This is a genomic window from Spiroplasma sp. Moj, from assembly GCF_016082285.1.
Taxonomy (GTDB): domain Bacteria; phylum Bacillota_I; class Bacilli_A; order Mycoplasmatales; family Mycoplasmataceae; genus Spiroplasma; species Spiroplasma phoeniceum.
Map to the genome: position 1 here is coordinate 1 of NZ_MQTY02000164.1, position 787 is coordinate 787.

The 787-nt window shown below is 25.4% G+C and carries 2 protein-coding genes; both read right to left on the reverse strand.

Annotated elements, in window-relative coordinates:
* Nucleotides 1-56: 56 nt before the first annotated feature.
* Nucleotides 57-239: a hypothetical protein gene (locus BST80_RS05315; RefSeq protein WP_415746290.1), complete on the reverse strand. Its 183-nt coding sequence runs from the start codon at nucleotides 237-239 to the stop codon at nucleotides 57-59.
* 62 nt (nucleotides 240-301) lie between these two features.
* Nucleotides 302-631 carry a non-canonical purine NTP pyrophosphatase gene (locus tag BST80_RS05320; RefSeq protein ID WP_415746291.1) on the reverse strand — a complete coding sequence of 110 codons (330 nt, stop codon included), beginning with the start codon at nucleotides 629-631 and terminating at the stop codon, nucleotides 302-304.
* Nucleotides 632-787 lie beyond the last annotated feature (156 nt).

The following is a 787-nucleotide window of genomic DNA, read 5'->3' on the forward strand; positions in this document are numbered from 1 at the left end:
AGCAGCTACTGTAACTCCATAAAAAGTTCCTCCAACAGCGCCCGATATAAGACCAATTATTCCGCCCAAAACAGCAGCAGATTTTTTAGTGATAATTTGTTAGCTTTGCCACCTTTTTTAAATTTTTCTATTTCAGCAACCTTTAAAATATCTAACATTTTATTAAAAGTGGTTTGTTTTATTCCTGTTAATCGGAATAATTCTTTATCATTAATAAAATCAAATTTATCAAATTTCATAATTTTAGATTCCTATAATTTATATTTTAAATATATTTTATAGGAATTTTAAAATAACTAGGTTATGCAAGAAGTCTAATTAATAAATTATTAATAATATTATTATCCGTAATTGCTTCTGCTCAACGGCGAGTATTAACACCAGGAAAATTTCCTAAACCAATAATTTCTAATCCAGAATCATCCGCTAATACTGGCTTATTTAACATTTTGCTTAAATAATCAGCTTTTAAAAATGCATTTTCTTCAAAGGTTGTTCCTGTTTCAGGAATTTCAGGCACAGGTACTATTAAATATAACAATGATTTAACAATTATATTAATACCTTCAAACATTTCTTTAAATTCTCGTACTTTGTTATTATTACTAGTAGCAATTCAAATTTCATTCATTNTTTATNTNCNCNNTTTTNTTAANTNNNNTATATATTAGACTTCTTGCATAACCTAGTTATTTTAAAATTCCTATAAAATATGTGAAAACCATATACATTTTAGACCACTGATTTAGTCTTTAAATTAGAATGGAGATTAAAATGAAAAAGTATA